This window comes from Streptomyces sp. NPDC007856 (assembly GCF_042868225.1).
Classification (GTDB): Bacteria; Actinomycetota; Actinomycetes; order Streptomycetales; family Streptomycetaceae; genus Streptomyces.
The window spans coordinates 154,531-179,826 of the sequence record NZ_JBIAEC010000010.1 but is presented as its reverse complement, the minus strand read 5'-3'; the positions used below and the strand labels follow the sequence as shown (position 1 = coordinate 179,826).

19 protein-coding genes and 6 pseudogenes are annotated in these 25,296 nt (G+C 69.3%); 11 read left to right on the top strand and 14 right to left on the bottom strand.

Features of this window, described 5'->3' with window-relative positions; genetic code table 11:
• Positions 1-58 precede the first annotated feature (58 nt).
• Positions 59-1,438, bottom strand: coding sequence for an MFS transporter (locus ACFYOH_RS24170; protein WP_388628878.1), 1,380 nt, complete (start codon positions 1,436-1,438; stop codon positions 59-61).
• Between the two features lie 358 nt (positions 1,439-1,796).
• Here ACFYOH_RS24170 and ACFYOH_RS24165 point away from each other — a divergent pair, with 358 nt between their 5' ends.
• Positions 1,797-3,380, top strand: coding sequence for an AIPR family protein (locus ACFYOH_RS24165; RefSeq protein ID WP_388628875.1), 1,584 nt, complete (start codon positions 1,797-1,799; stop codon positions 3,378-3,380).
• A gap of 340 nt (positions 3,381-3,720) precedes the next feature.
• Here ACFYOH_RS24165 and ACFYOH_RS24160 read toward each other — a convergent pair whose 3' ends face one another.
• Both ACFYOH_RS24160 and ACFYOH_RS24155 read right to left on the bottom strand, forming a co-directional pair.
• Positions 3,721-4,050, bottom strand: a complete 330-nt coding sequence (locus tag ACFYOH_RS24160; protein ID WP_388628872.1) for a TfoX/Sxy family protein — start codon at positions 4,048-4,050, stop codon at positions 3,721-3,723.
• Complete coding sequence (locus tag ACFYOH_RS24155) at positions 4,050-4,508, bottom strand: SRPBCC family protein (RefSeq protein ID WP_388628869.1); 459 nt, start codon at positions 4,506-4,508, stop codon at positions 4,050-4,052. The genes ACFYOH_RS24160 and ACFYOH_RS24155 overlap by 1 nt, the downstream gene beginning before the upstream one ends.
• A gap of 274 nt (positions 4,509-4,782) precedes the next feature.
• Between ACFYOH_RS24155 and ACFYOH_RS24150 the strand changes: the two genes are divergently transcribed.
• Positions 4,783-5,520, top strand: coding sequence for a flavodoxin family protein (locus ACFYOH_RS24150; protein ID WP_388628866.1), 738 nt, complete (start codon positions 4,783-4,785; stop codon positions 5,518-5,520).
• Positions 5,521-5,882: 362 nt separating this feature from the next.
• Complete coding sequence (locus ACFYOH_RS24145; protein ID WP_388628863.1) at positions 5,883-6,161, top strand: hypothetical protein; 279 nt, start codon at positions 5,883-5,885, stop codon at positions 6,159-6,161.
• A 22-nt stretch (positions 6,162-6,183) separates the two neighbouring features.
• Here the strand turns inward: ACFYOH_RS24145 and ACFYOH_RS24140 are convergent.
• Positions 6,184-7,413, bottom strand: a pseudogene (locus ACFYOH_RS24140) (ATP-binding protein); the annotation flags it as partial.
• Between ACFYOH_RS24140 and ACFYOH_RS24135 the strand changes: the two are divergent.
• Positions 7,405-7,629: pseudogene (locus tag ACFYOH_RS24135) on the top strand (universal stress protein); the annotation flags it as partial. The pseudogenes ACFYOH_RS24140 and ACFYOH_RS24135 sit on opposite strands and share 9 nt — an antisense overlap.
• 226 nt (positions 7,630-7,855) lie before the next feature.
• Here the strand turns inward: ACFYOH_RS24135 and ACFYOH_RS24130 are convergent.
• The 4 genes and pseudogenes from ACFYOH_RS24130 to ACFYOH_RS24115 all read right to left on the bottom strand — a co-directional run.
• Positions 7,856-8,036: pseudogene (locus tag ACFYOH_RS24130) on the bottom strand (pyridoxamine 5'-phosphate oxidase family protein); the annotation flags it as partial.
• Positions 8,028-8,446 (bottom strand): annotated as a pseudogene (locus ACFYOH_RS24125) (CBS domain-containing protein); the annotation flags it as partial. The pseudogenes ACFYOH_RS24130 and ACFYOH_RS24125, both read right to left, overlap by 9 nt.
• A 44-nt stretch (positions 8,447-8,490) precedes the next feature.
• Entirely contained in the window at positions 8,491-8,949 is a 459-nt protein-coding gene (locus ACFYOH_RS24120; RefSeq protein ID WP_388629263.1) for a cyclic nucleotide-binding domain-containing protein, read from the bottom strand.
• 832 nt (positions 8,950-9,781) lie between these two features.
• Positions 9,782-10,270, bottom strand: coding sequence for a hypothetical protein (locus ACFYOH_RS24115; protein ID WP_388628861.1), 489 nt, complete (start codon positions 10,268-10,270; stop codon positions 9,782-9,784).
• A 411-nt stretch (positions 10,271-10,681) separates the two neighbouring features.
• Here ACFYOH_RS24115 and ACFYOH_RS24110 point away from each other — a divergent pair, with 411 nt between their 5' ends.
• Positions 10,682-11,662, top strand: a complete 981-nt coding sequence (locus tag ACFYOH_RS24110) for an Acg family FMN-binding oxidoreductase (protein ID WP_388628859.1) — start codon at positions 10,682-10,684, stop codon at positions 11,660-11,662.
• A gap of 91 nt (positions 11,663-11,753) precedes the next feature.
• Here ACFYOH_RS24110 and ACFYOH_RS24105 read toward each other — a convergent pair whose 3' ends face one another.
• Positions 11,754-12,143 (bottom strand): STAS domain-containing protein, encoded by a 390-nt coding sequence (locus ACFYOH_RS24105; protein ID WP_388628857.1) that lies wholly within the window; start codon positions 12,141-12,143, stop codon positions 11,754-11,756.
• A gap of 177 nt (positions 12,144-12,320) precedes the next feature.
• Here ACFYOH_RS24105 and ACFYOH_RS24100 point away from each other — a divergent pair, with 177 nt between their 5' ends.
• The 4 genes from ACFYOH_RS24100 to ACFYOH_RS24085 all read left to right on the top strand — a co-directional run bounded on the left by ACFYOH_RS24100 (position 12,321) and on the right by ACFYOH_RS24085 (position 17,039).
• Positions 12,321-12,761, top strand: coding sequence for a pyridoxamine 5'-phosphate oxidase family protein (locus tag ACFYOH_RS24100; RefSeq protein ID WP_388628855.1), 441 nt, complete (start codon positions 12,321-12,323; stop codon positions 12,759-12,761).
• Positions 12,762-12,935: 174 nt separating this feature from the next.
• The gene (gene pflB, locus ACFYOH_RS24095) at positions 12,936-15,224 is read left to right on the top strand and encodes a formate C-acetyltransferase (RefSeq protein ID WP_388628853.1); all 2,289 of its coding nucleotides are present in this window, start codon (positions 12,936-12,938) and stop codon (positions 15,222-15,224) included.
• Entirely contained in the window at positions 15,221-16,000 is a 780-nt protein-coding gene (gene pflA, locus ACFYOH_RS24090; RefSeq protein ID WP_388628851.1) for a pyruvate formate-lyase-activating protein, read from the top strand. Before pflB ends, pflA begins: the two co-directional genes overlap by 4 nt.
• 127 nt (positions 16,001-16,127) lie before the next feature.
• Positions 16,128-17,039, top strand: coding sequence for a universal stress protein (locus ACFYOH_RS24085; protein WP_388629261.1), 912 nt, complete (start codon positions 16,128-16,130; stop codon positions 17,037-17,039).
• Positions 17,040-17,134: 95 nt separating this feature from the next.
• On the opposite strand, the pseudogene ACFYOH_RS24080 reads toward ACFYOH_RS24085, so the two are convergent.
• From ACFYOH_RS24080 to ACFYOH_RS24070, 3 genes and pseudogenes are all read right to left on the bottom strand, one after another.
• Positions 17,135-17,302, bottom strand: a pseudogene (locus tag ACFYOH_RS24080) (pyridoxamine 5'-phosphate oxidase family protein); the annotation flags it as partial.
• 110 nt (positions 17,303-17,412) lie between these two features.
• A complete protein-coding gene (gene adhE, locus ACFYOH_RS24075) occupies positions 17,413-20,100 on the bottom strand; it encodes a bifunctional acetaldehyde-CoA/alcohol dehydrogenase (RefSeq protein WP_388628848.1) in 2,688 nt (895 codons plus the stop codon).
• A 268-nt stretch (positions 20,101-20,368) separates the two neighbouring features.
• Complete coding sequence (locus tag ACFYOH_RS24070) at positions 20,369-20,767, bottom strand: hypothetical protein (protein ID WP_388628845.1); 399 nt, start codon at positions 20,765-20,767, stop codon at positions 20,369-20,371.
• A 414-nt stretch (positions 20,768-21,181) separates the two neighbouring features.
• Between ACFYOH_RS24070 and ACFYOH_RS24065 the strand changes: the two genes are divergently transcribed.
• Entirely contained in the window at positions 21,182-21,874 is a 693-nt protein-coding gene (locus tag ACFYOH_RS24065) for a response regulator (RefSeq protein ID WP_388628842.1), read from the top strand.
• A 185-nt stretch (positions 21,875-22,059) separates the two neighbouring features.
• Here ACFYOH_RS24065 and ACFYOH_RS24060 read toward each other — a convergent pair.
• Positions 22,060-22,732, bottom strand: a pseudogene (locus ACFYOH_RS24060) (CBS domain-containing protein).
• 60 nt (positions 22,733-22,792) lie between these two features.
• On the bottom strand, positions 22,793-23,248 hold the full coding sequence (locus ACFYOH_RS24055; RefSeq protein WP_388628839.1) for a cyclic nucleotide-binding domain-containing protein: 456 nt from the start codon (positions 23,246-23,248) through the stop codon (positions 22,793-22,795).
• 553 nt (positions 23,249-23,801) lie between these two features.
• On the opposite strand from ACFYOH_RS24055, the gene ACFYOH_RS24050 reads away from it, so the two are divergent.
• Positions 23,802-25,292 carry an APC family permease gene (locus ACFYOH_RS24050; RefSeq protein WP_388628836.1) on the top strand — a complete coding sequence of 497 codons (1,491 nt, stop codon included), beginning with the start codon at positions 23,802-23,804 and terminating at the stop codon, positions 25,290-25,292.
• The last annotated feature ends 4 nt before the right edge of the window (positions 25,293-25,296 follow it).

Here is a 25,296-nt window from a genome sequence, read left to right as displayed (position 1 = left end):
CCGGTGGGGGCCGCGCCGGCCGGGTGGAGTTGTGTGCGGTGGGGCGGAGTTGTGTCGGTCAGGCTGTGTGCGCCTGCGCGGCCTGACCGCTGGTGGCGGACTCGCCGCCCTCGGCCTCGACATGGGCGAGATCCCGGTGCCGCGTCTCCCGGGCCACGCCCACGGCGACCAGGGTCAGTACAGCGGCGGCGATCACATACAGGGCGATCGGAGTGGAGCTGCCGTAGTCGTCGAGCAGCGCGGTGGCGATGAGCGGGGCCGCCGCGCCGGCCGCCACGGAGGCGAACTGGGCGCCGATGGACGCACCCGAGTACCGCATCCTCGTTGCGAACATCTCGGCGAAGAAGGCGGCCTGGGGCGCGTACATCGCGCCGTGCAGCACGAGCCCGACGGTCACGGCCAGGACCAGGTAGCCGAACGACCCGGTGTCCACGAGCGAGAAGAACGGGAACATCCACAGGCCGACACCGGCCGCGCCGAGCAGGTACACGGGCCGCCGCCCGACCCGGTCGGACAGCGCGCCCCAGGCCGGGATGACGGCGAAGTGCACGGCGGAGCCGATGAGCACGGCGTTGAGCGCGGTCTGCTTGGACACGCCGGCCGAGGTGGTGGCGTACACGAGGATGAAGGCGGTGATGACGTAGTAGCTGATGTTCTCGGCCATGCGGGCGCCCATGGCCACCAGCACTTCCCGCCAGTGGTGCCGCAGCACGGAGACGAGCGGCAGCTTCTCGGTCTCCTCCGCACGCCGGGACTCGGCGCGCGCCAACGCCTCCTTGAACACCGGTGATTCGTCGACGGACAGCCGAATCCACAGACCGATGAGCACGAGCACCCCGGAGAGCAGGAACGGAATCCGCCAGCCCCAGGTCCCGAAGGCGTTGTCGGAGAGCACGGCGGTCAGCAGCGAGAGCACACCGGTGGCGAGCAACTGCCCCGCCGGTGCGCCGGTCTGCGGCCACGAGGCCCAGAAACCGCGCCGCCGCGCGTCCCCGTGCTCCGACACCAGCAGGACGGCACCGCCCCACTCCCCGCCGAGCGCGAATCCCTGGACGAGGCGCAGGGTGGTCAGCAGCACGGGCGCGGCGGCCCCGACGGTGGCGTGCGTGGGCAACAGCCCGATGGCGAACGTCGCTCCGCCCATCAGCACCAGGCTCAGCACCAGCAGCTTCTTCCGTCCCAGCCGGTCACCGTAGTGCCCGAACACGAGCGCCCCCAGCGGGCGGGCCGCGAAGCCGACGGCATACGTCAGGAACGACAGCAGAGTTCCGACGAGCGGGTCGGAGTCCGGGAAGAACAGCTTGTTGAACACCAGCGCGGCGGCGGAGCCGTAGAGGAAGAAGTCGTACCACTCGATGGTGGTGCCGATGAGGCTGGCGGCGACGATACGGGGGAGGCTGGCGGGGGTTGGGGGAGCGGATGATACTTCGGATGCCATGTGCGCCACTTCCTCGTGTGCGGTGGGGGCGGGTACGTGTCGGCACACGGTAGGAAGATGCAGGTCAGGCGCACATGTGGTGGACCGCCATAGTTCGAGGCTCGGCTATGCGCGTGACCACCATGCCGGCTCAGGGAAGAGCGGTTCAGCGGCTCGCAAGTGATCGAAACCAGCACCGTCCGGGATGCGTAGTTCAGGATGATTTGACGATGCGGTGCTGACTCCCGTGCTGGTTTGGTGCTGACTAAAGGCCCACGTCATTCGTAAGCTCGCGCCGGACAAGAGCCGGGACGACTTCTTCACGTTCTTCGCTGCGGACAAGGCTCTGCAGGACTGGGACCTGGACAACGACGAGATCATGGACGGCATCGTCGACGGTGCGCACGACTGCGGAATTGACGGTATCTGGACGTTCGTGGACGAGCGCTATATCACCGCTGACGCGCATCAGTTCCTTCCGTCACGTGCTGGCAAGATCGAGCTGGTCGTCCTGCAGGCGAAGAACTCGTCGGGTTACCAGGAGTCCGTGATCGAGAAGCTTCACTTCCATCTGCCGACTCTGCTGGATATGGGCCGGGAGGAGGAGGATCTGGTTCCGCACACCAACGCCAAACTGCTGGAGCGTACACGCCGCTTCCTGCACATCCTCGAGGAACTGGCGTCTTCCTTCCCGCAGGTTCACATCAAGGTGATCTACGCGAACAAGTCGGCAGAGACGCCGCACCCCAACGTAAAAGCCAAGGGTGACCGGCTCAGGCGGGAACTTTCGAAGATCACGTCCGATACGCGGGCCGACTTGGAGTACCTCAACGCTGCTGACTTGCGGGAGCGGACTGCCCGTGGAGCAAAAGCCGTCGCGCAGCTGGTGTTCACCGAAACACCGATGAGCACGTCGCTCGGCGAGGGATACGTATGTCTGGCGCGACTGGATGAGTACTACCGCTTCATCACGTCCGACAACGAGGCGTTGCGCCTGGAGTTGTTCGAGTCGAACGTGCGCGACTACGCGGGATCCACCGCCGTGAACAACGCCATCGGTGAGACCCTGAGGTCCGGTACCGGCGAGGACTTCTGGGGGTTCAACAACGGTGTCACCGTCGTCGCGGACGCCGCCCAGATCGCCGGCAAGAAGATCGTGGTCAGGGAGCCTCAGATCGTCAACGGGCTACAGACCAGCCACGAGATCTACAGTTACTTCCAGAACGGCGGCCAGCACCGCGAGCGGTCCCTACTGCTGAAGATCGTGGTCGCTCCTGAGAATGGCACGGCTCGCGACCGCATCATCCGGGCGACCAACAGCCAGACCCAGCTGCCCGCCGGCGCATTGCGCGCTACCGAGTCCATCCAGAAGGACATCGAGGAGAGCCTTGGGCACGCGGGCGGCTACTACTACGAGCGCCGGGCCAGCTACTACCGCAACCTCGGGTTCCCACTGGACCGGGTCGTCAGCATGGCCCGGCTCGCCCGCGAGTTCACCGCCTTCGTGCTGCGCGAACCGCACACCGCGCTGCGGCAGTCCGACGCGCTGCTGCTCGACGACCAGCACTACACCCAGATTTTCTCGCCGCGGCACGATCTGGACATCTACCGGCTGTGCCTCGACGTGCACACCAGGCTGCGCATGTTCCTCACTCGGTACGCCGAAGACCGTCCCTTGCTGGGGGATTCGCTCGAGAACTGGCTCTACCCGCTGGCGGCCATGTCCGCCTACACCCTCACACGGCTGCGGCAGCCGTCGCCGCGGGACCTTCTCAACATCGATCTCGACCATCTCAGCGACGACTTGATGTTCCGCATGACAGGAACGCTGGAACAGAACTTCAAGAGCGTTCTGCGCCGCAACAAGGCTGGGGGAGTGGACCGGATCGCCCGTACCGCGGACTTCACCACCAAGATCCGCCAAGCCGTCGTGTCCCAGAGCAGATATCACATCGAAGGCTGAGCGTTCCGGCAACGCCATCGGACGTGCCGACGGCGGATTCCCGCTGGGCGGCACCAGATGGCCGCTCGTCCCACTGGACGATGCCTCGACTACCGGAGGCGCCCGAACGCCGTGGTGGCACACCGCAGGAGGGTAGGCAGAAGTGTGCCGTAGGGCGAGCCCGAGTCCGGTGCTCGGCTGGCCGTAGAGCGCCGTGGCGAGGATGTCTCGCATCGTCGCGATGGCGTCACATCGGTTCTTTGAATCCCGCCGGTTGGGTGTTTTGCGGCGGGGCTCTTGGCGCGGTTCTTGGTCAGTCGCTGCGATCAAAAAGACTGGGTGCCCGGATCGACGAGTGCCGTCACTTGGGCGGCAGAGTCGCCGCGAAGGCACGGCCTTCGTCGATCCACCTGGCCAAATCGGCGTCCTCCGCGACTGCCTCGCCCGCGACCACGATCCAGCCGCGCATCGGACGGCCCGTCATGTCGAAGACGCGCGTGCCGGGCCGGGTCAAGGCCGCGTCGGTAGCGTCCGGGCCGACGCGGACCATGAGGTCGTCGCCGGTCACGCCGACGGCCATGTTGCCGTGGCACAGGAAGGCGATTCCGCCGAACATGCGTTTCTCGGTGATGTCGGGATCCGTTTCGAACCGCTCGCGGATCCGCTCTGCGAGGCCCTCGTCGTACGCCATCAAACATCCCCCTTGGATGCCGTGAGCCGATGTTCCAGGTCGCGCAGGTCCTTGGCCAGAGAGGAGCGGACCTGTCGGGACAGCAGGGGAGCGGCCAGCCGGAAGAGGCCACCCGGACCTCCTCGAACACGTATCTCCGCGAGGGTGCCGCGCGGGTGGCTGTCGAACGAGTAGGTGACGTGCATCGGCATCGGGGCGACCACGGCGACCATGTCCAGTAGTCGCGGGGGCTCATAAGCGGCCATGCGCAGGACGTAGTGGATGCGGCGGCCCAGAAAGTGCGCCGTGCGGGTGACCTCGGCACCAGTCCCGAAACCGCCGCCGTCCGCCTGCCGGGTCAGTTCCGCCGCGCGGATGCCCTGTGTCCACTCGGCGTCGTGCCGCCAGTCCATGGCGTAAGCCGCCACCCGTTCGGGCGGCAGTGGGATCACGCGCCGCACTGTCACTTCGATCGTCATCGTGCCGCCGTCTTGTCGTCATTCCGGGCCGGCTCCTCGCCCACCCATCACCTGCTGGATCCAGGATGAACGCGATCGACGCCGGACGCGCGCCCACGGCAGGACGCCTCCGAACAGGGGACTGCACGACAGCCCCCGTGCAGACATTGCGGCGATAAACGATCCATGGGACGGGTCCGGGCAAGTGGCGTCCGTCGCGGTCGGCCCGCACGCTGGATCGGGAACTTGACGCGTCGTCGCACACCGTGGAGCGGCAAGGCTTTGGGAGGACCGTGTGACCGCTTCGTCACCCGCCACCGACGCACCGCCGGCCCGGTACGACGACCTGCGGGCCCTGGTGATCAACTGCACCCTCAAACGCTCCCCGGAGACGAGCAACACCCAGGGACTGATCGACCGGAGTACCGACATCATGGATGCACAGGGTGTGCATGTCGATGTCGTACGGGCGGTGGACCATGACATCGCGACCGGTGTGTGGCCGGACATGCGGGAGCACGGCTGGGAGACGGACGCGTGGCCGGACCTGTACCGGCAGGTCATGGCCGCTGACATCCTCGTGCTGGCCGGGCCCATCTGGCTCGGTGACAACAGTTCGGTGATGAAGCAGGTGATCGAGCGTCTGTACGCCTGCTCCAGCCTGCTCAACGAGTACGGCCAGTACGCCTATTACGGCCGTGTGGGAGGCTGCCTGATCACCGGCAACGAGGACGGCGTCAAGCACTGCGCCATGAACGTCCTCTACAGCCTCCAGCACCTGGGCTACACCATCCCGCCCCAGGCGGACGCCGGATGGATCGGTGAGGCGGGCCCCGGGCCTTCCTATCTCGACCCCGGTTCGGGCGGCCCGGAGAACGACTTCACCAACCGCAACACCACTTTCATGACCTGGAACCTGCTGCACCTGGCCCGGGCCCTGAAGGACCTCGGCGGCATCCCCGCCTACGGCAACCAGCGCACCGCCTGGGACGCCGGCTGTCGGCGCGACTACGAGAACCCCGAACACCGCTAGCGTCAGCGGGGGTACTCGAGCACGAGAGTGGGTCTTGTACATGCGGGCCGCCACAAGGCCGGAAGCAGCCGTGAGGGCGGCGACGGTCCAGATGGCGGTGGTCAGGCCGCGGGCGTCGGCGAGGGCTCCGGCGAGCAGAGCGCCGACGGCGAAGCCGCCGTCGCGCCACAGCCTGTAGACGCCGACGGAGCGGGCGCGCCAGACGGGGTGGGCGACGTCGCCGATGGCGGCCAGCAGGGGGGGATGGACCAGGGCGGTTCCGGCGCCCAGGAGGATCTGGGCTGTGGCCCAGACGGGGAAGTCACGCGCTGGAGACGTCGCGGGCTGCCTACAAGATCGGCAACACCGCGACGGGGCTCGGTGTGATCCTCGCGGCGTTCGAGCGGCACTTGGGCGAGCCGGCCGAGGGCTGGTTCGACGCCGGAACGGGCAAGCCGAGGCGCAGGGGCGCCGCCCCGCTGGAGACGGTGTTCGGCGCGATCCGGTACTGCCTCGCCCACGCCACCTGTCCGGTCCTGGCGGTGCCGCCCTCGCCGCTGGAGGCCGGACTCAGGGCCGCACACCGCCGTAACGCCCTGGGGCTACGGCTGGACGTACGGCGGATGCGGAGGGAGTTCGACACGGTTCCGCCCGGCGCCTGAGGTTCCCGGAGGGCTCAGCCGTTCAGGTCCCAACCACGGATGCCCGGTCGGGTTCCTCCGGGCGGGGTTGCGGTGTTGTCGGCAGAGTGAGAACCATAGTGAGGCCGCCGCCTGGGGTGTCCTCGGCGTTCAGGGTGCCGCCCGTGGCCTCCGCGAAGCCTCGGGCCACCGCGAGACCGAGGCCGACGCCGGCCCCGCGGGGGGAGTCGCCGTATCGCTGGAACGGTTCGAAGATGCGGGACTTGGCCTCGTCCGGGACACCGGGGCCGCGGTCCACGACACGAACCTCCACGCGGTCGGCGATGGCACTGGCCGAGACCAGGACCGGTTCACCCGGTGGGCTGTACTTGACCGCGTTCTCCACGACGTTGGCGACCGAGCGTTCCAGAAGGCCCATGTCGACGTCGACCATGGGGAGGGTTTCCGGGATGTCGAGGTCGACGCTGTCCTCGGGTACGCCGCCGAGCGCCATGGGGATCACCTCGTCCAGGTCCGTCTCTCGGATGATCGGGGTGACCGTGCCGGTCTGGAGGCGGGACATGTCGAGCAGGTTGCCGACGAGGTGGTCCAAGCGGTCGGCGCCCTCCTCGATGGCCGCCAGGAACTCCGCCTGATCGGCCTCGGACCATTCCACGTCGTCCGAGCGCAGGGAGGTGACGGCGGCCTTGATGCCGGCCAGCGGAGTGCGCAGGTCGTGACTGACGGCGGCGAGCAGGGCGGTGCGGATGCGGTTGCCCTCGGCCAGGGCCTTCGCCTCGTCGGCCTTCTGCTGCAGGCGCTGGCGGTCCAGGACGACGGCCGCCTGGGCGGCGAAGGCTGCCAGGACGCGGCGGTCTTCGGCGGGCAGGACACGGCCGGAGAGGGCCAGAGTCAGGTGGTCACCAACCGGGACGTCCACGTCGGCTGCGTCGGGGGTGGTGCAAGGGCGGGGGCCGACGCTGCCGGCGCACGTCCACGGCGCGACGTCGTTCTCGCGTTCCAGCAGCGCCGCCGACTCCATCCCGAAGGTCTCACGGACCCGGTCCAGGAGTGCTTCCAGGGTGGTCTCGCCGCGCAGGACGTTGCCGGCGAGGAAGGAGAGGATCTCCGACTCGGCCCGGAGCCGGGCCGCCTGGTGGGTACGGCGGGCAGCCAGGTCCACCACTGAGGCGACGGACACGGCGACGCCGAAGAACACCGCGATGGCGACGATGTTCTCCGGATCGGCGATCGTCCAGGTGTGGACCGGCGGGGTGAAGTACCAGTTCAGCAGGCGCTGCGGGAAGCCCCGGCCGACTTGCGGGTACAGCGGCGCACGGTCGAGGGCTACGCAAGGGACGCCCTGATCGCGGTGTCCCGCGAGGCCGACCTGCTCGTCGTCGGTGCCCCACGACGCCAGGGCCACTTCGGGCTCCAACTCGGCCGAGTCGCCCACGGAGTGCTGCACCATGCGGCCTGCCCGGTGGTAGTCGTACCCGAGCCCGTCTGAGCCCCCGTACAGGCTGCTGTCGGCATCCGCAGGCACGGAACGGGCTCGGCGCGAGCAAGTCCGGCTCGCAGCAGTTGGCCTGATCGCAGCCGGGGCCGGTGACCGGGAGGTGGCCGGGCGATCATTTCAGAGCGAGGATCTGAGCCGCCTCAAACTCCGGCACCGTGCCGGAGCCCAGCCCACGTCCCTCGTCGTTCGCGCCGGAACACTGGTTCCGCAGCAGATCGTCGGCCTCCTCGGCGCGGGACGTCAGGGCCGCGCCTTCCTGGGTGCGGATGACGATGTCCCCACTGTCCAGGGCGTGGTTGACGGGGCGGACCGTGGGCAAGGCCTGCCGGGGTGAAGACGATTCTCCCCAGCGATACGCTGCCCAGCAACCGCAGCGCCTCAGCAGGGTCCAGGTCGATGCGCCGGTTCGCGGGGGGACTGGTTACGCCCTCGGAGCTCACCACGGGCAGCCGTTGACGTGCCGCAGCGCCATGATGCGGGGCGCCTCGGCGAGTGTCGCGTCCGCGTGGACCGTGACGGCCGGCGTGCTCATCAGCTCCTCCGCGCAGACCGCCCCGGCCTTGGCGAGGTCGGGCAGCCGGCGCAGCTGGGTCGACCGGTCCAGGTCGCTGTCCCGGAACTCCTCCTTGGGCAGCAGATCGGCCTCGGAGACCACCCCGATCACCCGGCCGTCGCCCTCCAGCACCGGAAGGGCGCTGACCTGCCACTGTTCCATGCGCTCGACGACGTCCTTGAACACAGCCTTGCGGCCCACCGCGACGGCGGCGCGCGTCATCACGTCGCCCACCCGGTGCGGGCTGCTGTCCATGCTCTCCTCCTCGAATTCCACGGCAGGGCCGCGCGCCCGGGCGGTCAGGTCAGGCCTCCGCTGCCGTACGGGGCGTAGAGGTCGAGCAGTCGGACACGCGAGGCGTGCAGCCGCTGAGCGACCACGCGTCCCACCCACACCGCTACGGCCCGCCCGAACTCGGCGTCGGCGGCGCACATCGAGCGCACCGTCTCCGCGTCGAACTCCCAGGCCCGTACCGGGCTCATCGCCTCGGCCCCGAGGTGCCAGATGTGCGGCGGTAGGTGCCAGGACCAGCCCACCAGTTCGCCGTGTCCGAGCGTCTCGATGACGGCGGGGCGCCGACCGGGCACGTGCAGGTCGAGGGCGACGGTGCCGGTGCGCACGATCCAGAAGCGGTCGGCCCGGTGCCCCTCCTCGAACAGGCGGGTCCCGGCCGGGAAGGAGACCTCATGGGCGAGGCCCATCAGCCGTTCGCGGTGCACCGGCTCCAGAGCCGTGGTCATGGTGGTCGCGGAGGTCATCGCATCGGTTCCCTTCATGGGCTGCTGATCCCAGCCTGCGCGCCCTTGCGTACGCGCGCCACGGGCCGCCCGGACCCGGCTCGGGTACTTCGGCCCATGCGCTGGATCAGCTGCTCCCGCGCTGGTCATGGCAAGGCTGGACGGGAAGGGCCACCGCTTCTCGCGGGTCCGGATCGCGCGGTGCACGGCTGCCGGCCGCTTCTCCGCATCCCAAAGGGTCCTTCCGCCAATTGCGGCGCTTCTGGGCCGGCTCGGCAGCCGCCCCTGGCAGGAGGAAGCGTGCTTCCGCGTCGGCCTGCCGGCGACCAGGGGAGGCGTGTCCCCGGTGCGACCGACCGGACCTGGTCGGTGCCGCAGCGCAGACATGGTCGGGATGCGGTGGCGGCGCTGGTAGCAGGTGCGGCAGAGGGTGTCGAGGGGCCGGGCCGTCTTCACGTCCTTCGCCTCCGCAGTCTTCGCATCGGCGGGAGGGCCGTGGAGTGCAGGAGGCGCAGTGGAAGGCGCTTCCCCGGGCCTCGACGTGGCGACCGCGCCGGCGCTGGCGGCAGACTTTCCGAGTGCCCCGCGGTAACAGCGGTCGCAGATGTCGGGCTGCCCGACGTCCGCTGGGTCCACGACATTCCCGGGGGCAAGGATGTCCGCGGTTCCGGCGCAGTCGCAGTCGCTGTCCGGCGGGATCAAGCCCGCTACCCACCGAGGCCGCTCGGCACGAGCATGATGTCGCAAACCATCAACAGTCTGCAGGTGATGAAGGCCCGGAGGGACGCCACCTCGGCGGTGGTTTCCCTCTCCGACGGCATGACCGAGGTCGCTCGTGCATGGGGTCCGACGGTCAACTGGTCTTGTGGCCCCACTGCGGCCCGACCAGGGTCCACTCCCTGTCCCACTCCTTGATGCGCCGACGGTCGAGGTACCCACGGCCGACGCTCCCGATCCCGAACATCACGCCGCTCAGGGCGAGGGCGGCGGAGGCTCCGAACAGCCCCGCCTCGACGGCCGCCTTGCCGGGCGTGGGCGGCTGTGTACTCAGCTTCCCATGGGCGTCGATCCAGATCCTGACCGTGGAGCCGGCCTTCTTCCCGGTGGTCACCAGCGTCATGCCGCTGTGTGCGGAGCCGTCCGAGTTCGTCCAGCGGACCCTTGCCGATGCCAGGTCTCTGCCCATCCCCGAGGTCGCGGTGCGCGGGACGTCATCGAGGAGAAGGGCGCTGACGGGGGTCCGATCGGCCCGTTGCTGGGCGAAGACCTGGTCGGCTGCATGGGCCGTCACCACACCGACCGCCGTGCCACCCACCGCGATGAGCACCCATATGGCCAGCATGAGCCATGCCTCGAGGACGTCGTCGCGACGCCGGATCGGGTTACTCCGCCATCGCCACAGCGGTATCCTCGTTCGCTTGCGCTTCCTGTTCGCGGGCCTGTCCTCGCGCATCTCTCCGCACCTCCTCGTCGTCACACACACGAAGGTGACAGCGGCGGCCTTGAGGTGGCATGGGCCGGTCAGGTGGAAGCGGAGGGCCGATCGGGCCAAACCCAGGCCGGCGGCGGGCCGTTCGGCCCAGCACCCGTACGGCTCGTTGACCCGCCGTGGTGCTGTGCCCGTGCGCAGTGGTCGGTGTGCCCTGAACGGGCCTGCCAAGGGGACCATCGGCCCCTCACCGTACGGCTGTGGTGCTCTCACCCTCGTAGGGCAGCCGTATCTGTCCGACTTCGTACGGGAGGAGGCCCCCTCATGCGAACTGCGCCCGTCGACGTCGCGTCCCTGGAAGCCTGCATCTCGGCCGCCGGGGCCGCGCCCTCGATCTACAACACCCAGCCGTGGCGCTTCCGGCTCGACCCGGACAACGTCGCGCTGGAGGTGCGCGCCGTACCAGAACGTGGCTTGCGCCACGCCGAACCTGTCGGGCGGGCTCTGCATCTGTCGGTGGGGGCCGCCGTCTTCAACCTCCGGGTCGCAATGGCGCACTTCGGCTGGGGAGCCGTCGTACGCCTGCTGCCGGATCCTGAAGACCCGAGTGTGCTGGCCACCCTTCGGCTGTCCGGGACGGGCCAGCGGCACACTGCGGGACACCGCCCCGACCTCTACCCGATGATCTGGCGCAGGCACAGCAGCAGGTTCCCCTTCTCCGGCAGGCCGCTTCCGCCGAACGTTCGTGCCGAACTCGCCGAAGCCGCCCAAACGGAAGGGGCCTCACTGACCTTTTCCGGGTCTGCCGAGACGGCACGGCTGCTGCGCGTGGCCACGGAGGCCGAACACCGCAACCACGCCGACCCGGACCGGGCAGCGGAGAGCCGCCGATGGGTGCACCGAGACCCGGACCACTCCAGCGAAGTCGGCATACCGCAGACGACGCTGGGGCCGCAGGACGCACACGAGCAGCTGCCCCTGCGTGACTTCACCGCACAACGGCACCCTGAGCGGCTCCCCGCCCAGCCCTTCGAGTCCCATCCTGTGGTAGCCCTGCTTTCCACCGAGCACGACCGGCGCAGCGACTGGCTGCGCGCCGGACAGGCGCTGCAGCACCTCCTGTTGGTGGCCACGGCGCACGGTGTGCGTGCCTCCCTGCTGCACCAGCCGATGGAGTGGCCAGACCTGCGCCGCGACCTGAGCGCCGTACCGGACCTCACCGGGCACGCGCAGATGCTGATTCGCCTCGGGTACGGCCCGGAGGGCCCGGCCACTCCGCGGCGTGCACCGGATCAGGTGTGGTGACGTTCAACGACCGGGCCGCCTGAGTAGCCGTGATCCTGGAGCCGTGGCCACTGCGAAGGCCCCCTGTGGTTGCGGGTTGCCCTCAGAAGTATCAGTCCGCTGTGGCGGTGAGGACCCCGCCGGGCACAGCAGCCAAGGCTTCGGGCAGGTGGTCGTACATTTCGAACACGCCATCCAGCCCCGCACCACGAAGAATTCGAAGGAACTGGTTGCTGCCAGTGACAAGACGCAGCCGACCGTGCCGTTCCCTGACCCTGTTCCGCGCCCGGCACAGCACCCGCAGCCCGGCACAGTTGATGAAGGACACGGCACGGAGGTCCACGACGAGGTCGGGGAGAACGACGGCCGTCAGATCGTCCAGGCGTGCTCCAAGGGGCGGTGCCGTGAGGATGTCGATCTCACCGCGCAGCTCCAGGACGGTCGTCCCGTGGACGGCACGCTCGGTGTGGCGGGGTGCGAACGTGATGAGGGTTTCGGCCATGGTCAGAGGAAATCCGGGCCGATGGGCGTGCCGGAAGGGCCGTCCGGCCCCCCTTCGCCGCCACGTTTCCTCGGGCCGCTCTCCGGCCAAGGCGGGACCCGTGGCCCTCACCCCAGCCCCTGCCGGCGGGCTCAGCATGGAGTGTGATCCCCCACCGGGCGAAGGACGGGCTGACTCATGTACCCGAACGATGGCTTCCGCGAACTCGGTCGTCACGAGTGCCTGCGCCTCCTGGCGACGGCTCCCATCGGCCGCATCGTCTACACGCGCCAGGCGCTGCCCGCGGTCGTGCCGGTCAACTTCGGCCTGGACGCCGACGGAGCGGTGCTGGTGCGCACCTCGGCGGCGTCCGAGCTGGCCCGCGCCGTCGACGGCGCGGTCGTCGCGTTCGAGGCGGACGCGGCCGATGTGGAGACGCACTCCGGCTGGAGCGTCGTCGTCACCGGCCGGGCCGAGATCGTGACGGATCCGGCCGAGGTGGCACGCCTGGAGCGGATCGGCCCGCGCTCCTGGGCTCCCTCGCCCGAGGAGGTCTTCGTGCGCATCGAGCCGGAACTGGTCACCGGCCGTGAACTCGTCGGAGGCCGCACGATGTACGGCCTGCACCTCTCCGCCTGACCACTGGGATCTGCGCCGTGACCTGGCCCGAAGGGCCCAACGGTGCGGGGCCGGACGGTGCGGCGACGGGTTCCCGCCGGCCCTGCCCCGGGCCGGGGCACGCGAGGAGCATCGTCGGCGGAGCCGCTCACGGAACCATCCGTGTGCGGTGTCGCGAACGATGCGGAGGCAGTGATGACCGTGGCAACCCGTCCGGACGTGGACGCACCCGTCGAGGCCTGGCGTGGATTCGCCGGCCGGCGCTGGCGCGTGGGGGTGCCCCCGGCCGAAGGCTGGGGGAGGATCGACGTACGCGACTTCATCCAGGCCAACTACACACCGTACGAAGGCGGTCCGGAGTTCCTGACCGGTCCGACCGAGCGCACGCTCGCCGTCTGGCGCAAGGTCAGCGCCCTGTTCCCCGAGGAGCGGCGCAAGGGCATCCTCGACGTGGACACCGCCACCCCGTCGACGATCACCTCGCACGCTCCCGGCTACATCGACCGGGAGCGTGAGCTGATCGTCGGACTCCAGACCGACGCCCCGCTGAAGCGCGCGATCATGCCGAACGGCGGCCTCCGGATGGTCGAGAACGGCCTGAGGGCGTACGGATACGAGCCCGACCGGTTCGTGACCAAGGTCTTCGGTACCTACCGGAAGACCCACAACGACGGTGTCTTCGACGCCTACACCCCCGAGATGCGGGCCGTCCGCAAGGCCGGCATCATCACCGGGCTCCCGGACGCCTACGGCCGCGGCCGGATCATCGGTGACTACCGGCGCGTCGCCCTGTACGGCACCGACCGGCTGATCGAGGCCAAGCAGGCCGAGCGCGCCCTGCTGGACAGCCGGCCGTCCGCCCCGCACGTCATCCGTGACCGCGAGGAACTCGCGGAGCAGATTCGGGCGTTGGGCGAGCTTGCGCGAATGGCAGCCTCCTACGGCTGTGACGTCACCCGCCCCGCGTCCACCGCCCACGAGGCCGTGCAGTGGCTCTACCTCGGCTTCCTGGCCGCGGTGAAGGAGCAGAACGGCGCCGCGATGTCGCTGGGCCGCACCTCGACCTTCCTGGACGTCTACGTCCAGCGCGATCTCGACGAGGGCCGTATCGACGAGACCCGGGCGCAGGAGCTGATCGACGACTTCGTCATCAAGCTGCGGATCGTACGCTTCCTGCGCACACCCGAGTACGACCAACTGTTCTCCGGCGACCCGACCTGGGTGACGGAGTCCATCGGCGGCATCGGCACCGACGGCCGCACCCTCGTCACCCGCAGCTCCTTCCGCTTCCTGCAGACGCTCTACAACCTCGGGCCCGCACCGGAGCCGAACCTGACCGTGCTGTGGTCGCCGCAGCTGCCCGAGGACTTCAAGCGGTTCTGCGCCCAGGTCTCGATCGACACCAGCTCCATCCAGTACGAGTCCGACGACCTGATGCGCCCGCGCACCGGCGACGACACGGCCATCGCCTGCTGCGTGTCGGCGATGGCGGTGGGCAGGCAGATGCAGTTCTTCGGCGCCCGCGTCAACCTCGCCAAGGCCCTGCTGTACGCGATCAACGGCGGCCGGGACGAGATGACCGGCGAGCAGATCGCACCCGAGATGCCCGCCCTGACAGGGGAGTACCTGGGCTACGAGGAACTGTCGGCGGCCTACGACCGGATGCTGGACTGGCTGGCGAAGACGTACGTCAACACGCTCAACGTCATCCACTACATGCACGACAAGTACGCCTACGAGCGCATCGAGATGGCCCTGCACAACCACCCCGTTCACCGCTACATGGCATGCGGCATCGCCGGGCTCTCCGTGGCCGCCGACAGCCTGTCAGCCGTCAAGTACGCCCGTGTGAAGGTGATCCGGGACGAAACCGGGCTGGCCGTGGACTACGAGGTCGAGGGCGAGTACCCGGCGTACGGCAACAACGACGACCGCGCCGACCGCCTCGCCGTCGACCTGGTGGAATCCTTCATGGCCAAGGTGCGCAAGCACCCCACCTACCGGGACGCCGAGCACACCCAGTCGGTCCTGACGATCACCTCGAACGTGGTCTACGGCAAGCACACCGGCAACACCCCCGACGGGCGGCGTGCCGGACAGCCCTTCGCGCCCGGCGCCAACCCGATGAACGGCCGGGACCGGCACGGTGTCGTCGCCTCGGCCCTGTCGGTGGCGAAGCTGCCGTACGAGGAGGCCCGCGACGGCATCTCCCTGACCACGACCATCACGCCCGAGGGACTGGGCCACAATCCCACTGAGCGGGCCGGAAACCTGGTCGGCATCCTCGACGGGTACATGACCTTCGGCGGGTTCCACATGAACGTCAACGTGCTGAACCGGGCGACGCTCGAGGACGCCATGGAACACCCTGAGAAGTACCCCGAGTTGACGATTCGGGTTTCCGGATACGCGGTCAATTTCGTCCGGCTCACGCGTGAGCAGCAGCTCGACGTGATCAGCCGCACCTTCCACGGGTCGCTGTGAACACCGCGGCGACCTCCGCGTCACGGCAGGCGGTCCCGGCAACGGGACCGCTCACGGGGCGGGTGCACTCCTGGGACCTGTCCACCGGCGTGGACGGTCCCGGGACCCGGTTCGTCCTGTTCGTCAGCGGCTGCCCGTTGCGCTGCCTGTACTGCGCCAATCCGGACACCTGGCACATGCGTGATGGGCGGGAGGCCTCGGTCGATGAGGTGATGGGGGAGCTCGAGAAGTACCGGGGCTTCCTGACCACGGCTGGGGGAGGGGTGACCATCACCGGCGGGGAGCCGCTGCTCCAGCCGGCATTCACCGGCTCCCTCCTGCACCGCTGCAAGGAGGCAGGACTTCACACGGCGCTGGACACCTCCGGCTTCCTCGGCACGCGTGCCTCCGACGAACTCCTCGCCGACACAGAGCTGGTGCTACTGGACATCAAGTCGTTCGACGTCACCACCTACCGCAAGCTCACCGGCGGCCGGCTGGCCCCCACGCTCAGCTTCGCCACCCGCCTGGACCGGCTGGCCGTCCCCGTGTACATCCGTTACGTCCTTGTCCCAGGGTGGACAGACGACCCGTCCGCCGTGGACGCTCTCGGCGCCTTCCTGGCTGGGCTGAGCAACGTCGACCGGGTGGACGTCCTGCCCTTCCACAAACTCGGGGCCCACAAGTACGACGCCCTGGGTATCGACTTCCCGCTGCGCGACACGCCCGTGCCCGATCCGGAGCTGACGGAACGCGTGCGTGAGCAGTTCCGGGAGCACGGGCTGCGGGCGTTGTGAATTGCGCCGATCGCCGTCGCGGTTCACCCACGAGGGGGCCACTCGGCCTCCGCACAGGGACCTGGGGCCTCTCCTGTCCCAAGTAGCCGGTCATGACACTGAATTCGTGACTCTGAAGGAGGCCGAGATGCCCCGCACCATCACCGCAGGCCTGGACGGATCCCCGGCGAGCCTGGCCGCCGCTGAATGGGCAGCCAGGGAAGCCCTGCTCCGGGACCTCCCGCTGCACTTGGTCCACGCCCTTGGGCGGCAGCTCTACGCACCCCTGGGCGGGGCACCCCAGCCGTCCCCGGGCCCGGACGAGCAGATTCGCTGGGCGGACCACATGCTTCGCGAGGCCGAAGCGACGATCGCGCGGCGCCACCCGGGCCTGCGGATCACCACCGACCGTCGCACCGAAGAACCCGTCACCGCCTTGCTTGGCGCGGCTCGGACAGCCGACCTACTGGTGCTGGGCTCTCGAGGCCTGGGCGGTATAGCCGGATTCCTGGTCGGGTCCGTCGCCCAGGCGGTCGTGGCGGGCAGCCGGCGGCCTGTCGTCCTCGTGCGGGGCGGCCTGCGCTCCGAGGACGAACACCAGCCTGGTGCTGTTGGGTCCGGGGCCATAGCGTTCCGGGACGTCGTCCTGGGCCTCAACTCTGCGGCTCCGAACGACACCGTGATCGAATTCGCCTTCGAAGCCGCCTCTCAGCGTGCCGCGAGGCTGCGCGTCGTCCATGGCCGGAGCCCGGAACTGCCCTACTACGACAATGGCGGCGACCTCAACGCCGAACTGCACGACGAACTCACCGGGGAGATGCACCGTGCCCTGTCCGAGGCGCTGGAACCCTGGCGGGACAAGTTCCCCGGCGTCGAGGTGACAGAGCAGGCCGTGATCGGCAAGGCCGGCTCGCACCTCGTGGAGGCCTCGCACGACGCGTCCCTCGTCGTGATCGGCCGCCGCCGGCGCCGGACACCGATCGGCACGGTGATCGGCCCGGTCGCCCACGCGGTGCTGCACCATGCCACCGCACCGGTCGGGGTGGTCCCCCACGATTGACAGGTTGCCTGGCGAGTCAGAGCCCGTTTCCGACTGAAGGCGGCGTGAGAACTGGAGGGTTCTCACGCCGCCTTCAGTCGGAAACGAGACCGTGATCAGGCGGGGCCGCCCTCCTCGTCCGCAGTGAGCCGGACCCCGGTGATCAGGTCGGGCCGGATGCGTACGGCAAAGTCCATGGTCTGGTTCACCCTGGGGGTGAGCAGTTCCTGGTAGCGAGCCAGCTCATGCGAGTCGGTCACCAGTTGGGCGTAGCCGGTGACCACGGGCATGTACGACGTCCGTTCGAGGCCTGCGCGGCTGCCTGTCCGCGGCGTACCAGGTCGGGCGGCCGCGGGCAGGCTCGATCAGGTCATTGGAACGGCCTCGGGGCTCTTCACGCCAGGGCCGTTCGGCCCTTGTCCGTGTCCGGCCGCCCCGGTTCGTCGCCGTAGTAGGCCATGCGCATGATCTCCTGCATGTCGTCGAGCATCGGCATGCGTGGGTTGGCGGGCGCACACTGGTCTTCGTACGCGTTCAAGGCCTGTCGGGGCAGAGCGGCGAGGAAGGCGCGCTCGTCGACGCCGAGGGCCTGGAACGACGGCTCGATGCCCACGGCGTCGCGTAGCCGCTCCACTGCGCAGGCCAGCGACTCCACGCCCTCCATCGCGGTGGAGGCGGGCAGGCCGAGGGCGCGGGCGATGTCCTGGAAGCGTTCGGGAGCGCGGTAGTTCTCGTACTTGGGCCAGCCCGTGAGCTTCGTCGGAATGGTGCCGTTGTAGCGGATGACGTGCGGCAGCAGGACCGCGTTGGTGCGGCCGTGGGCGATGTGGAAGGTGGCGCCGAGGGTGTGCGACATGGCGTGGACGATGCCGAGGAAGGCGTTGCCGAAGGCCATGCCCGCGATCGTGCCGGCGTTGTGCATCCTCTCCCGCGCGTCGGGTCGGCCCCTGCGGTCGTTCACCGCCGCTTCGATGTTGTCGAAGATCAGGCGGATCGCGTGCAGGGCCAGGCCGTCGGTGAAGTCGTTGGCGTAGACGGACACGTACGCCTCGATGGCGTGGGTGAGGGCGTCGAAGCCGCTGTCGGCCGCCAGCGCCGGGGGCAGGTCCGCGGTGAGCAGTGGGTCGACGATGGCCACGCTCGGGGTGAGTGCGTAGTCGGCGAGCGGGTACTTCTTGCCGCTCGCGGGGTCGGAGATCACCGCGAAGGGGGTGACCTCGGCGCCGGTGCCGGACGTGGTGGGTACGCACACGAGGCGGGCCCGGGTACCGAGGACCGGGAAGCGGAAGGCGCGCTTGCGGATGTCGGAGAACTTCTGCCGCATGTCGGCGAAGTCGACGTCCGGGTGCTCGTGCAGCAGCCACATCACCTTGGCCGCGTCCATCGCTGAGCCGCCGCCCAACGCGATGATCGTGTCGGGGCGGAAGTCGCGCATGAGCTGGGCGCCGCGCTGGACGGAGTCGATGCTCGGCTCGGGTTCGACGTTGTCGATGATCTGGAGGGTGACCGGTTCGTGACGGCGTTGCAGGACGCGGCTGACGCGGTCGACGAAGCCGAGGCGGGTCATGGTGGCGTCGGTGACGACCGTGACGCGGTGGACGTCCGGCATGGAGGACAGGTAGCGCAGGGACTGCGGCTCGAAGTAGATCTTCGGCGGGACCTTGAACCACTGCAGGTTGTTGCGGCGCGCGCTGACCCGCTTGATGTTCAGCAGCTGGACTGCGGAGACGTTGTTGGACACCGAGGTGTGACCCCACGAGCCGCAGCCCAGGGTGAGCGACGGCAGCAGAGCGTTGTAGATGCCGCCAATGGCGCCTTGTGAGGAGGGGGCGTTGACGATGATCCGTACGGTCTTCATGTGTCGGCCGTACGCCTCCGCCAGCGCCTCGTCCTCGGTGTGGATGACCGCGGTGTGGCCCTGGCCGTGGAAGGCGACCATGTCGGCGGCGAGGTCGAAGCCCTGCTGTTCGGAGTCGGCGCGCAGGACCGCGAGCACCGGGCAGAGCTTCTCGCGGGTCAGCGGTTCGTCCCGGCCCACCCGTTCGGCCTCGACCAGGATCAGTGAGGTGTCGCCCGGGACGGTGAAGCCTGCCTGCTCGGCGATCCATGCCGGGCTCTGACCGACGGCTCCGGCGTTGACCTTGGGCTCGCAGCCCGCGTTGGTGCGGCCGGCCGGGAACAGGAAGGCTTCCAGCTTCGCCTTCTCCTCGGCGGTCGCCAGGTGGGCGTGCAGGGTATGGAATTCGGCCAGCGCCGCGTCGTAGATCTCGTCGTCCAGGATGACGGCCTGCTCGGAGGCGCAGATCATGCCGTTGTCGAACGACTTGGAGAGCACCAGGTCGTTGACGGCCCGGCGCAGCTTCGCGCTCTTGTGCACGTATGCCGGGACGTTGCCCGCACCGACTCCCAGGGCGGGCTTGCCCGCCGAGTAGGCGGCCCTGACCATGGCGTTGCCGCCGGTGGCGAGGATCAGCGAGACGCCGGGGTGGCGCATCAGGAGGCCGGTCGCCTCCACCGACGGGGTCTCGATCCACTGCACGCAGTGCTCCGGCGCGCCTGCGGCGACGGCCGCGTCCCGTACGATCCGGGCCGCCGCCACACTGCACCGCTGGGCCGAGGGGTGGAAGGCGAACACGATCGGGTTGCGCGTCTTCAGCGCCATCAAGGCCTTGAAGACGGTGGTGGAGGTCGGGTTGGTGACGGGGGTGATCGCGCAGACCACGCCGACCGGCTCGGCCACCTCGATCATGTCCTCGATGTCGTCGCGGGCGATGACGCCGACGGTCTTCATCGGGCCCATGCTGTGCGTGACGTGCTCGCATGCGAACATGTTCTTGGCCGCCTTGTCCTCGAAGACCCCACGCCCGGTCTCCTCCACGGCGAGCCGGGCCAGCGCGGTGTGCTGGTCCAGGGCGGCGACCGACGCCTTCTTGACGATGTGGTCGACCTCCTCCTGGGTGAGGGCGTCGTAGTCGGCGAGCGCCTTGAGTCCGTTCGTGACCAGCCGGTCCACGGCGATGGTGATGTCGGACGGCGCGTCGGCAGCTGCTGTTGCCTGGGTTCCGGCCTCATGACGGGTCATTGGGGAGCGCCTCCGTTGACGAGAGCCGTCGGCGGTGGCCGACGGTGTGCGGACGGGAGCGGCACCGCGGGGGATTCGGTGCCGCTCACGCCTCCACTCTCGTCCCGCCTGATCCCGACTCCCAGGTGCCGATGGTCCCTTCCGGGGGCTGACCGGCACTGGCCCGGCCAGACCGGGCGGCCTGGCCGGGCAATTCCCTCGCCGAGGTTCGGGAATCACACGTACGCGGGAGGAGGTGACCGCCTCGCAGCGGAGGATCGTGAGGGCGCTACTCCCTGCCGCTGTCGGCACGGCCGCCGCGCCACGGAGGAGGAGTGGCCGACCTGCGGGCCTCCCCCTTGCGGTGCAGGACACGGTTCACCTGGCTGCGCAGCCGGTCCTGCAGCCGGTCCGCCAGTTCATGTGTCGTGGCCTCCTGGGCATGCACGACCACGAGGGTGTTCCCCACGACGAGTTCGGCCCCGGCGGACCAGGGCCGCTCGGCGTGGTGCGCCACCGCCCTGGCGATCCTCACCGCACCGCTCACGGCCGGAACCCCGGGCCGGCCGAGGACCGCGTCGACCTTCTCCCGGAGGTATGCGACGGCTTCCGCGTCCACATCGCCTTCCACGCGCACCTCCACGGTGGCGGTGCTGGTGACCTGGGTGCTGGTGTCCTTGGCAGTCATGTGCTCCGCTCCTTCTGATCGTTTCGCAGCGGCTCCAGACTTCTGCGAGCACCGGTCCTGGCCCAGGGCTGTCGGGCCCCAGCAGCGGGGCCATTGGACCTTCACAGTGTGGGGTGGCGTGATTCGGGTTTGGGCGGTGCGGCGCCCCGTTCGGCGTATCGGAGTGTCAGGGTCATGACTGGTGAGGGGGCGACGGGCTGATTCAATACGGGTGGCGGGGCATTCGTACCCTGGCGGCAGCGGTATCTCACGGCGGCGGGACCCTATGGGTGGACAACAGGGCCGACCGGCCCTGGCCCTTCGGCCCGGATACGGGAAAGGATCTCGGTACCGTACGGGAAAGGGTCTCGGTACGGAGGGCCGATCCGTCCACGAGCGGAATCGGTACGGAACGCGGAAGCAGGGAGCAGTTTGATGGCGGACAGCGAGCAGCCCGACGCCGGCAACCCGATCCGGGTCTTCCTGCTGGACGACCACGAGGTGGTGCGGCGCGGTGTGCGCGACCTGCTGAACGACGAGCCGGACATCGAGGTGATCGGCGAGGCCGGCACGGTGGAACAGGCGCTGGTGCGCGTCCCCGCGTTGCGCCCGCAGGTGGCGGTGCTGGACGTCCGGCTTCCCGACGGCGACGGCGTGACCGTGTGCCGGGAGCTGCGGTCACGCATGCCCGAGCTGGCCTGCCTCATGCTGACCTCCTTCGACGACGAGGAGGCGCTGCTCGACTCGATCATGGCGGGCGCGTCCGGTTACGTTCTGAAGCAGATCCAGGGCTCGGACCTGGTGTCCGCCGTGCGCACCGTGGCCGGCGGCCAGTCCCTGCTCGATGCCAGTGCCACCACCAAGCTGATGGCCCGGCTGCGCGGCGGCCGGCAGGAGGAGCAGCAGCCCGACGGACTGCAAGGCCTGACCGAGCGGGAGCGGGAGATCCTGGCTCTGATCGGTGAGGGTCTGACCAACCGTCAGATCGGCCAGCGGCTGTACCTGGCCGAGAAGACGGTCAAGAACCACATTTCCCGTCTGCTGGCCAAGCTCGGCGTCGAGCGCCGCATCCAGGCCGCCGTCATCGCCACCCAGGTCCAGGACCGACAACGGCAGGAAGGGATCTGAAACCCCGGAACCGGCGCGGACGAGGACGAATCGCGGGCAACGTGCTGAGCGCCCGGCTTGTCGCCTCCTCCACCACCGGGTGCCGCTCCGCGCCTGGCCAGTGAGACTGACCTGATGGGCGCCGGTGGTGGAGGGCTATTACGGCCCGGTCAGGATCCCGCTGTTGCTCTGCAAGGAGTTGCCGGTCAGGCCGGAGACAGGGTTTCGCCGCCCTCCGCGGGAGCGGCGGTCGACTCCGTAGGGCCTTCGGGGCGCGTCAGCTCGAACTCCACGTCGACGACGCCTTCGACGGCCCGGACCAGGCGCGCGGCCACCGGGACCAGGGATGTGTCCCTGGCGTGGCCGATGAGCTTCACGACGCCGTTCCGCACCTCCACCCGCACGGCTGACACCGGCGCAGCAAAGAGATACGCCACGACCTCTCGCCGGACCTCCTCGGCGAATCTCCTCATCCGTCCGCAGGAAGACCTTCAGCAGGTCCGCGCGGCTGACGATGCCTTGCAGCATGCCCACGTCGTCGACGACGGGCAGGCGCTTGACCTTGGCGTGCGCCATCGTCCGTGCGGCCTGGGCCAGGGTCGCGTCCGCGCGGACGGTGAGGGCGAGGGAGGTCATCAGGTCCTCGGCGATGAGGCCGCCGGCCTTGGCCAGATCGTCGAGACGGCGCAGCTGTGTGGCCCGGTCGGGGTCGCTGTCGCGGCACTCTTCCTTGAGCAGCAGGTCGGCCTCGGAGACGACGCCGACCACGCGGCCCTCTCCCTCCAGGACGGGCAGGGCGCTGACCTTCGAGTCCTGCATGAGCTGCACGATCTCCTTGAAGGCGGCACGTCGGCCGACTGCGGCGACCGTGTGGGACATGACGTCGCTGACGATGCGCGGGGTGCTGGGCACGGTGACTCCTTCGTCGGGACGGCCCGCTCACACGGTGCTTCCGGCGCCGTAGGGGGCGTAGAGGTCCAGCAGCCGGGTCCTGGTGGTGCGGAGGCGGTGGGCCAGTACGTCGCCTACCCACTGGGTGACGGCATGGCCGAGTGCCGGGTCGTCCTGGCAGAGGGAGCGGACGGCCGTGGCGTCGAACTCGTAGGCCCGTACCGGTGTCGCCGCTGTGGCGCCCATGTGCCACACGTGCGGCGCGAACAGCCAGGACACTCCGACGAGTTCGTTGTGGCCGAGGGTCTCGATGATGGCCCGGCGTCGGCCGGGTACGTGGGTGTCGAGATCGATGGAGCCGGTGCGGATGATCCAGAACCGGTCCGCACGTCCACCTTCGTTGAAGATGTGCGTCCCCTGCGGGATGGTCACCTCCCGGGCGAGACGCATGAGCCGTTGCCGGTGCTGGGTGGGCAGCGCGCGCAGCATGCTCGGGGTGTTCATGGCCGGCCTCCCGGTCAGGGTGTACGAACTGGTACCTCCAGCGTCTGGCGCCGACTCCAGTCGGGGGAGGGGCCATCGGGGCCGGAGCAGGGCCATCCGGCCCCAGAGCGGATGGCAGCGAAGACGGCCGCCGCCCCCGTGTCGGTGAGGGCGGCGGCCGCGGCGCGAGGACCGTGCCTCCCCAACACGAGACTCGCGCGGAAGCCCCCGCGGCTCATGGGGTGTGCGGGCCCCATCTCGAACGAGCCGTAAGGACATGGCACCGCCGGCCGGTTGGCATCGCGTCGCGAGCCCGGCCGCAGCTCCTGCCCTCGATTGTCGAGCTCGGCATGGTGCTGACGATGGGGCTGGGCTGGCCATGCCGTGGACCGAACGGCCCATGTCCTGTGACCAGGAGCACCGGGAAGCGGACGAGTTGGGCTGTCCAGGCCTGGGGCGGCGGGACCATCGGGGTCGCGCATGGGCCGTGTGGCCGCTGACCGTGCGCGGCTGAGGGGCAGAAAGATCAGTCGCGGATCGACTCACCCACCCTGGTCTGTAAGGAGCCTCAGCCATGCCCAGAACCACAGGAGGCGGAAAGGGGACAGCGCCCACGGCGGCGCTCGGCCTTCCCGCCGCCTCCGCGCTCGTCATCGGCAGCATCATCGGTACCGGAGTCTTCGCGCTGCCCTCCGCCCTCGCCCCGTACGGGCCCATCTCCCTGGTCGCTTTCATCGCCGTCACCCTCGGCGCGCTCGCGCTGGCCCTGACCTTCGGGGCGCTGTCCAAGCGTGTTCCGGCGAGCGGTGGGCCGTACGTCTACGCTCGCGAGGCCTTCGGGGAGTTCGCCGGGTTCCTCAACGCGTGGTCGTACTGGATCACTGCGTGGGCCGGGAATGCGGCGATCGTCGTCGCCTGGGTCGGCTATGTGGAGGTGTTCGTCAACACGGGCCATCACAAGTGGATTTCGGTGCTTCTCGCGCTGGTCGGGCTGTGGATTCCCGCCGCGATCAACCTCACCGGCATCCGGAACATGGGCGCGTTCCAGGTGATCACGACCGTGCTGAAGTTCGTTCCGCTGATCTTCATGGCCACCGTCGGGCTGCTGTTCATCGACTCCCACAACTTCGGCCCGTTCAACGCCAGCGGCCAGTCGGCGCTGGGCGCGATCTCGGCCGCCGGTGCCATCGCCCTGTTCAGCTACCTGGGCCTGGAAGCGGCCTCCGTCGTCGCCGGCCGGGTCCGCGAGCCGGAGCGCAACGTTCCCCGCGCCACCGTCTACGGGACTCTCATCTGCGCCGTCATCTACATCCTGGGCACCCTCGCCGTCTTCGGCACCGTCGCGCACGGCAAGCTCGGCGGATCCACCGCTCCCTTCACCGACGCGGCGAACAGCATCTTCGGCGGCAGCTGGGCCGGAGACATCGTGGCCGTCGCCGCGATCATCTCGGGCATCGGCGCCCTCAACGGGTGGACCATGCTGTGCGCGGAGATGCCGTACGCGGCCGCTCGCGACGGGCTGTTCCCGCAGGCCTTCGCCCGGCTGCGCGGCGAGAATGGCGTCCCGGTCTTCGGCATCGTCGCCTCGACGGTGCTGGCCTCGCTGATCACCGTGTTCAGCTACACGCGCTTCGACGACGTCTTCACCAAGATCGTGCTGCTGAGCGTGCTGACCGCCGTGATCCCGTACCTCTTCTCCGCCGCCGCGCAGCTGTACTGGCTCCTGGTCCGCGGCCGGGACAGCCTCAGCCCCCGCAGACTCGCCCGTGACATCACCGTCGCCGCGCTCGCCCTCGTCTTCTCGTACTGGTCGATCCAGGGAAGCGGCTACCAGACCGTCTACTACGGCCTGTTCGTCCTGCTGCTCGGCGTCCCCGTCTACGTCTGGCTGAAGCGGGGACAGGACACCTTCGGCGAGGCCACGGCGCCGAGGACCGCGGCGACCGTGGACCGGTCGGAACGCGCACCCGAGACGCCCCCGCCGGCCCAGCGGCTCTCCCGAGCGCTCCGTACCAGCCGCATCAGCGGAGCCCGGAAGCGCAACGACTTCCGCCACCACGACTGACCGC